The organism is Mycobacterium sp. (assembly GCF_049280035.1).
In the GTDB taxonomy this organism is placed as follows: Bacteria; Actinomycetota; Actinomycetes; order Mycobacteriales; family Mycobacteriaceae; genus Mycobacterium.
Genome location: NZ_JBAPPI010000065.1, coordinates 1 through 6,658 on the forward strand (window position 1 = coordinate 1; position 6,658 = coordinate 6,658).

The 6,658-nt window shown below is 63.8% G+C and carries 7 protein-coding genes and 1 pseudogene; 4 read left to right on the plus strand and 4 right to left on the minus strand.

The genetic code is table 11. The annotated features are described in order from the left end of the window. The coding region (locus WAN71_RS02185; protein ID WP_422223756.1) for an alpha/beta fold hydrolase at nt 1-602 on the plus strand (602 nt) is incomplete at its 5' end. On the opposite strand, the gene WAN71_RS02190 is transcribed toward WAN71_RS02185, so the two are convergent. Genes WAN71_RS02190 through WAN71_RS02200 form a run of 3 tightly spaced genes read right to left on the minus strand, consistent with a single transcriptional unit; the run spans nt 589 to nt 3,734 of the window. Next, nucleotides 589-1,821, minus strand: coding sequence for an NADP-dependent isocitrate dehydrogenase (locus tag WAN71_RS02190; RefSeq protein WP_422223757.1), 1,233 nt, complete (start codon nt 1,819-1,821; stop codon nt 589-591). The two genes, WAN71_RS02185 and WAN71_RS02190, sit on opposite strands and share 14 nt — an antisense overlap. A gap of 27 nt (nt 1,822-1,848) precedes the next feature. Further along, on the minus strand, nt 1,849-3,330 hold the full coding sequence (locus WAN71_RS02195; protein WP_422223758.1) for an FAD-dependent oxidoreductase: 1,482 nt from the start codon (nt 3,328-3,330) through the stop codon (nt 1,849-1,851). Next, nucleotides 3,330-3,734: a hypothetical protein gene (locus WAN71_RS02200; protein ID WP_422223759.1), complete on the minus strand. Its 405-nt coding sequence runs from the start codon at nt 3,732-3,734 to the stop codon at nt 3,330-3,332. Before WAN71_RS02200 ends, WAN71_RS02195 begins: the two co-directional genes overlap by 1 nt. Nucleotides 3,735-3,828: 94 nt before the next feature. Here WAN71_RS02200 and WAN71_RS02205 point away from each other — a divergent pair, with 94 nt between their 5' ends. The 3 genes and pseudogenes from WAN71_RS02205 (at nt 3,829) to WAN71_RS02215 (ending at nt 5,869) form a co-directional block, all read left to right on the plus strand. Continuing rightward, complete coding sequence (locus tag WAN71_RS02205) at nt 3,829-4,416, plus strand: TetR family transcriptional regulator (RefSeq protein ID WP_422223760.1); 588 nt, start codon at nt 3,829-3,831, stop codon at nt 4,414-4,416. A gap of 40 nt (nt 4,417-4,456) precedes the next feature. Next, nucleotides 4,457-4,808: pseudogene (locus WAN71_RS02210) on the plus strand (nuclear transport factor 2 family protein). Nucleotides 4,809-4,828: 20 nt separating this feature from the next. Next, on the plus strand, nt 4,829-5,869 hold the full coding sequence (locus tag WAN71_RS02215; RefSeq protein WP_422223761.1) for an LLM class F420-dependent oxidoreductase: 1,041 nt from the start codon (nt 4,829-4,831) through the stop codon (nt 5,867-5,869). A 6-nt stretch (nt 5,870-5,875) separates the two neighbouring features. On the opposite strand, the gene WAN71_RS02220 is transcribed toward WAN71_RS02215, so the two are convergent. Continuing rightward, nucleotides 5,876-6,658: NADP-dependent isocitrate dehydrogenase (locus tag WAN71_RS02220; RefSeq protein ID WP_422223762.1), on the minus strand; the 783-nt coding region annotated here is incomplete at its 5' end.

Genomic DNA, 6,658 nt, shown 5'->3' on the forward strand with positions numbered 1-6,658 from the left:
GCTGGGATACCTGCCACATCGTCGGCAACTCCCTGGGCGGATGGGTCGCCTTCGAGCTGGAACGTCGCGGCCGGGCACGCACGGTCACCGGCATCGCGCCGGCCGGCGGGTGGACCCGCTGGGCCCCGACCAAGTTCGAGGTGGTCGCCAAGTTCGTCAGCGGGATGCCGTTCTGGGCACTGGCGCGCTTGGCGGGGCCGCGCGCATTGCGGCTGCCTTTCAGTCGTCGGCTGGCCACTCTGCCGATCAGCGCGTCGCCGGACGGGGTCAGTGAAAGCGAACTCGAGGCCATCGTCGACGACGTGGCGCACTGCCCCGCGTACTTCCAGCTGCTGGTGAAATCAATGCTGCTGCCCGGATTGCTGGAGTTGGCGCACACCGCCGTCCCCGCCCACCTGGTGATCTGCGGAAAGGACCGGGTCTTTCCCGCGCCGCGATCCCACCGGTACTTCAAGGCCCAGCTTCCCGCTGGAACGCGAATGACCGAGCTCGACGGACTCGGACACATCCCGATGTTCGAGGCGCCGGGACGGGTGACCGAGGCCATCACCGGCTTCCTCGACGAGCACACCCCGCCGATCCGAGCGGCTAAGTCGAGCTGAGCGCCTTGTCCAGGTTGTCGGCGATCGTCGCGAGGAACTCCTCGCTGGTCTGCCAGTCCTGATCCTCGCCGATCAGCAACGCGAGGTCCTTGGTCATCTGACCGCCTTCGACCGTGGCGACGACGACCTCTTCCAGCTTCTCGGCGAAGTCGCTCACCTCGGGTGTGTTGTCCAGCTTGCCGCGGTGCTCGAGCCCGCGGGTCCAGGCGAAGATCGAGGCGATCGGATTGGTGGAGGTTGGCTTGCCCTGCTGGTATTGGCGGAAGTGGCGGGTGACCGTGCCATGGGCGGCTTCGGCTTCCACGGTCTTGCCGTCCGCGGTCATCAGCACCGACGTCATCAGCCCCAGTGAGCCGTAACCCTGGGCGATCGCGTCCGACTGGACATCGCCGTCGTAGTTCTTGCACGCCCACACGTAGCCGCCTTCCCACTTGAGCGAAGCGGCCACCATGTCGTCGATCAGCCGGTGCTCGTAGGTCAGCCCGGCCGCCTCGAACTTGTCCTTGAACTCCTCGTCGTAGATCCGCTGGAACTCTTCTTTGAACATGCCGTCGTAGGCCTTGAGGATGGTGTTCTTCGTCGACAGATAAAGCGGGTAGTTCTCTTTCAGGGCGTAGGCGAACGACGTGCGAGCAAAATCCTGAATCGAATCCTTGAAGTTGTACATCCCCATCACGACGCCGCCGTCTTCGGGGATGGACACCATCTCGTGCACGATCGGCTCGCTGTCGTCGTCCGGGGTGAAGGTCAGTGTGACGGTCCCGGGCCGGTCGACCTTGAAGTTCGTCGCACGATACTGGTCACCAAAAGCGTGCCGGCCGATGATAATCGGTTTCTTCCACCCCGGAACCAGCCGCGGCACATTCGAGATCATGATCGGCTCACGGAAGATCGTGCCGCCCAAGATGTTTCGGATTGTCCCGTTGGGTGACGACCACATCGTCTTGAGGTTGAATTCTTTGACTCGGGCCTCGTCGGGGGTGATCGTGGCGCACTTGACGCCAACGCCGTGTTTCTTGATGGCATACGCCGAGTCGATCGTCACCTGGTCGTCGGTGGCGTCGCGGTGCTCGATGCCCAGGTCGTAATAGTCCAGCTTGATGTCGAGGTGCGGAAGGATCAGCATGTCTTTGATCCAGTGCCAGATGACCCGCGTCATCTCGTCGCCGTCGAGCTCTACTACCGTGCCTTCGACTTTGATCTTTGCTGCGCTGGACATGAAGCCCAGACTACAAGGGAGCGCCTTTCAACTGGTCACAGCGGGTGAGACGGTGCTCGCATGTGCGGTCCAGCGGGCGAGTACCTCAAGCCATTCGGACCGGTTGGCCGAGTCGCCGGCCCAGGCGACGTAGCCGTCGGGTCGCACCAGCACTGCCGGCCCGGAATCGGACCGCTCCGCTTGGTGCAGGTCGATGTCGACCGGAGACCTGCCGCTCTCCCGGATCAACACGAAGCCTGGCTCGCGCTGCAGCTCAGTGAGACGGTCTTGCGTCAACGGAATCTGCGTTGCTCTGGTGCCCACCAAAGCACTCTCCCCTGCCCGGTGCGGATACCGCAGCGTCGTGCCCGCAAAGCTGCCGGCTACCTCGTCGCGCACCAGGGCTAAACGAAGCAGCTTCGGCAACAGCATGTTTCGCAATCCGCGAGCCAACCGCGGATGAAGGGTCACGCCGCGCGCCATCAGGCCGGACTGTAGCAGCACCCGCTTGCCAACCGGATGGCGTTCATCGTGATAGCTGTCCAGCACAGTGTCGTCTGCGCCAGCGAGCACCGCGTCGATCTTCCAAGCGAGGTTCGCCGCGTCCTGAATCCCGGTGTTCATACCCTGACCGCCCATCGGGGAGTGCACGTGTGCCGCGTCTCCGGCCAGGAGCACACGGCCATAACGATATTGCGCGACTTGCCTTTCGTCGCAATGGAATCGAGACTTCCATCCGACCTCGAGCATGCCGAGGTCGGCCTTCATTGCGCGGGTGAGGATTCCGGCGATCTCCGCGGAGTCCACCGGCTGGGTGTCGGGCACCTGATTGTTACGGTCCCACACCATCGCCCGGTACCAGGAACCGTCTGCATCATGGCGGTGGTAGGGAGCCAGGAACGCGAACTCGTCGCGGGTACTGCCGAGTGTCAGGCCGCCGTCGGCAGGGCCATGGGCCAGTTTGACATCGGCCAGCACGATGGACGACAAGATCGTCTTACCCACGAAGTCCGCACCGATCAGCGCGCGGACCGTGCTGTGCGCACCGTCAGCGCCGATCAAATACTTTGCCCGCCAGTAGGTTAGACGCTCAGCGTGCTCGCCATGCGGCCGCGCGGTGACGGTCACGCCATCAACGTCTTGATCGAGTCCGACGACCTCAATGCCACGCCGGATCTCGGCCCCTTGCGCGACGGCGTAGGCGCCCAGCGCCTGCTCGACGTTGGTCTGCGGAGTGATCATCGCGAACTGGTAGGGCGAGTCGAGGTGGGTGAGGTCGATGCGAGCGCCGCCGAAAATTGTGACGCCCGGCGCCTTGTGGGCGTGCGCGAGCAGGTCGTCGGCGATTCCGCGGGCGTCGAAAGCCTCCAGCGTGCGCGCCATGGTGGCGAAGGCGCGGCTGGACGGATTGATCGCGGGCCAGCGCTCGAGTACGGTGACCGACCGACCCGCTCGCGCGAGGTCGCCGGCGGCGGTCAGCCCCGTCGGGCCGGCGCCAACGACCAGGACGTCAACCTTGTGACCGGTCATCACGCCACCGCTTCCGGGTTCGGGTACCAACGACGAATGTCGTCGGGAGTCGCGACGGCCCCGCGATTGAACACGAAGCGGCAACCGGGCTGGGTGATATGTGCGGCATTGACGATCGACTCGAACAGCACGGTGTTGCCAGCGACCAGTCGCACTCCAGCGCCGATGAGCACCGCGTCGTAGCGCTTGGCCTCCAGCCACTGGCGGGCTTTGTCGGCACCCGCATCGCCGACGTCGATGAGGCAGTTGTCGACGTGATAGCCCGCGGCGCGCAACGCGGCCACGTTGTCATCGTTGGCGGCGCGCAGCTTCTCCTTCGACAGACCCGGGAACTGGGCGAAGTCGGACGAAGAGTAGTCGATCACCTCCGGGTCGAGTCCGATCTGAATGGCGGTAACGGTCATGATGGCGACCTTTCGTGATGAGTTCAACAACTGTTGAACTCGACGGTAGGCCGTGATCCCAGCCGTGTCAACAGTTGTTGAATACACTGTTGGCATGCCACCGAAGGCGCGTGATAAACGTGATGGACAGACCACCCGGGCGACGATCCTGGAGACTGCGCGCTCGCAGTTCGGGAACCACGGCTTCGAACGCACGACGATCCGGTCCGTCGCTTCGGAGGCCGGCGTCGATCCGGCGCTCGTCATGCACTACTTCAACAGCAAGGCAGAACTTTTCGCCGCGGCCTCCCGATTCGACATCACGTTCCCTGATCTATCGGAGGTCGCGCCTGACCGTATTGCCGACGTGCTGCTGCCGATGTTCATCGCCGTCTGGGGCCCGCAGGGACCGTTTCTCCCGCTATTGCGCGCGGCCGCGACGAATCGTGTTGCTGCAGATGCCCTGCTCGAGGTTTTCGTCGACCAGGTGGCCCCGGCGCTATCGGCGATCGCCCCCGATCACGCTGCCGAACGGGCTGCTCTGGTCGGATCGCAACTGCTGGGACTCGCGGTGGCTCGCTATATCCTCGGTGTGCCGCCGCTGGCCGGCATGGACGACGCCGAACTCATCGAATGGTTGCGGCCGGTGCTCGCCCACTACCTGGCGGACCCGGCGCCAGCACCGCGTCACGCAGGGATATAGCCGCGGGCAAGCTCTACCGTCAGTCACACCTACTCAACAAATTGACTATGCGAGGTGCCTGGTGAGGTCCTACCCATCCCTTCCGTACGACGGTCGACGAGAGCGACGAGGCGGCCATCCAGGCAATGCTGGCCGATCCTGCGCGGTGTGCTGCGGTTTCGAGGACTTCCTTGACAACGCGACCATGCCTTTGTGTTCGAGACGACCGTGTCCGGCAAGATCATCACCGGATGTGACTTCTTGCACTTCAACGACGATGGTCTGATCGACGACTTTATGGTCATGGTGCGGCCGCTGTCGGGTGGATGGCATTGTCGGAAGCGATGGGTGTCCAGTTCGAGCGGATCCAACAAGAGGCGCTCGAACTGGCCGATCAGTTCACTAGAGCATAGAAAGCATAGGAGTACCGAGCATGAGGATCGGGTTGGGAATCAATTACGCCGGGGGGTTCAAAGAGGTGGCCGCCGAGGTGGCCGACCTGGAACGTGCCGGATTAGACATCGTCTTTGTCCCCGAGGCGTATTCGTTCGATGCCGTCAGCGCGCTGGGCTACCTGGCGGCCAGCACCGAACGGGTTGAATTGGCGTCGGGCATCCTGCAGCTCTACACCCGAACGCCCACGCTGACCGCGATGACCGCGGCGGGTCTCGACTATGTCTCCGATCGCCGGTTCATCCTGGGCCTTGGCGCGTCCGGCCCTCAGGTCATCGAGGGCTTCCACGGCGTGCCCTACGACGCCCCGATAGCCCGCACCCGCGAAGTCGTCGAAATCTGCCGCCAGGTGTGGCGTCGCGAAACTCTGCAACACCAAGGCAAGCACTACACGATCCCGTTGCCGCCTGAGAAGGGCACCGGCCTTGGCAAGCCACTCAAGCTGATCAATCGCCCTGTCCGGGAACGCATTCCGATCTTGGTTGCCGCGCTCGGCCCCAAGAATGTCGAGCTGGCAGCCGAGATCGCCGAGGGCTGGCAACCGATCTTCTATCTACCGGAGAAAGCGCAGGATGTGTGGGGCCAGGCGCTGGCCGCCGGCCAGGCGAAGCGCGATCCCGCTCTGGGGAACCTCGACGTGTTCGCCGGACCGGCACTGGCCATCGGCGAAAATGTCGAGCCACTACGCGAATTCGTCAAACCGCACCTGGCGCTCTACATCGGCGGAATGGGCGCTAAGGGCAAGAACTTCTACCACACGCTGGCCAGCAGCTACGGCTATGGTCCGCAAGCCGACCGCATCCAGGAGCTCTACCTGGCCGGCGAAAAGGACAGCGCCGCCAAGGCGGTGCCCGACGAACTCGTGCGCGACGTCAACCTGATCGGCACACCCGCATTCGTGAAAGAACGTGTCGCGGCGTTTCGGGAGGCGGGCGTGACCACGTTGAACGTGGCGCCAATGGCAGCTACGGCGGCCGAGCGGGTCAAGCTCATCGAGACGCTGCGCGACCTCGCGGACTAAACCTGTCTAAGCCCGCTGTGCGTCCTCCAGCGCCGCGTTGAGGGTTTTGCTTGGCCGCATCACCGCAGTGGTCTTCTCGTAGTCCGGCCGGTAGTAGCCGCCGATATCCACCGCGTCGCCTTGGGCTTCGGCGAGTTCGGCGATGATGGCGTCTTCGCTCCCGGTCAACGCGTCGGCCAGTGCGGCGAAGTGTTTCTGCAACTCGTCATCATCGGTCTGCGCGGCCAGTTCCTGCGCCCAGTACATCGCCAAATAGAACTGGCTGCCGCGATTGTCGAGCTCACCGGTCTTGCGCGACGGGCTCTTATTGTTGTCCAGCAGTGTGCCGATCGCGGCGTCTAGCGTCTTGCCGAGGATCTTGGCCCGCTCGTTTCCGGTCTTGATACCGATGTCTTCGAAACATGCTCCTAAGGCCAGGAACTCGCCGAGTGAGTCCCAGCGCAGATGGTTTTCCTCGACCAGTTGGTGGACGTGCTTGGGCGCTGAACCGCCCGCTCCGGTTTCGTACATGCCGCCACCGGCCATCAGCGGCACGATGGATAGCATCTTGGCGCTGGTGCCCAGTTCCAGGATCGGGAACAGGTCGGTGAGGTAGTCGCGCAGGATGTTTCCGGTGGCGGCGATGGTGTCCTGCCCGCGCATCGCGCGCTCGATCGTGTGCCGCATCGCTCGTTCCTGCGACATGGTCTGGATGTCGAGGCCCTCGGTGTCGTGGTCGGCCAGGTAGGTGTTGACCTTCTTTCGAAGTTCGTTCTCGTGCGGACGCTCCTGGTCCAGCCAGAACACCAC

Excerpts from the sequence above, each read along its gene's own strand:
- WAN71_RS02190 (WP_422223757.1), bottom strand. The coding sequence starts at position 1,821 with ATGTCCAGCGCAGCAAAGATCAAAGTCGAAGGCACGGTAGTAGAGCTC.
- WAN71_RS02195 (WP_422223758.1), bottom strand. The coding sequence starts at position 3,330 with ATGACCGGTCACAAGGTTGACGTCCTGGTCGTTGGCGCCGGCCCGACG.
- WAN71_RS02200 (WP_422223759.1), bottom strand. The coding sequence starts at position 3,734 with ATGACCGTTACCGCCATTCAGATCGGACTCGACCCGGAGGTGATCGAC.
- WAN71_RS02205 (WP_422223760.1), top strand. The coding sequence starts at position 3,829 with ATGCCACCGAAGGCGCGTGATAAACGTGATGGACAGACCACCCGGGCG.
- WAN71_RS02215 (WP_422223761.1), top strand. The coding sequence starts at position 4,829 with ATGAGGATCGGGTTGGGAATCAATTACGCCGGGGGGTTCAAAGAGGTG.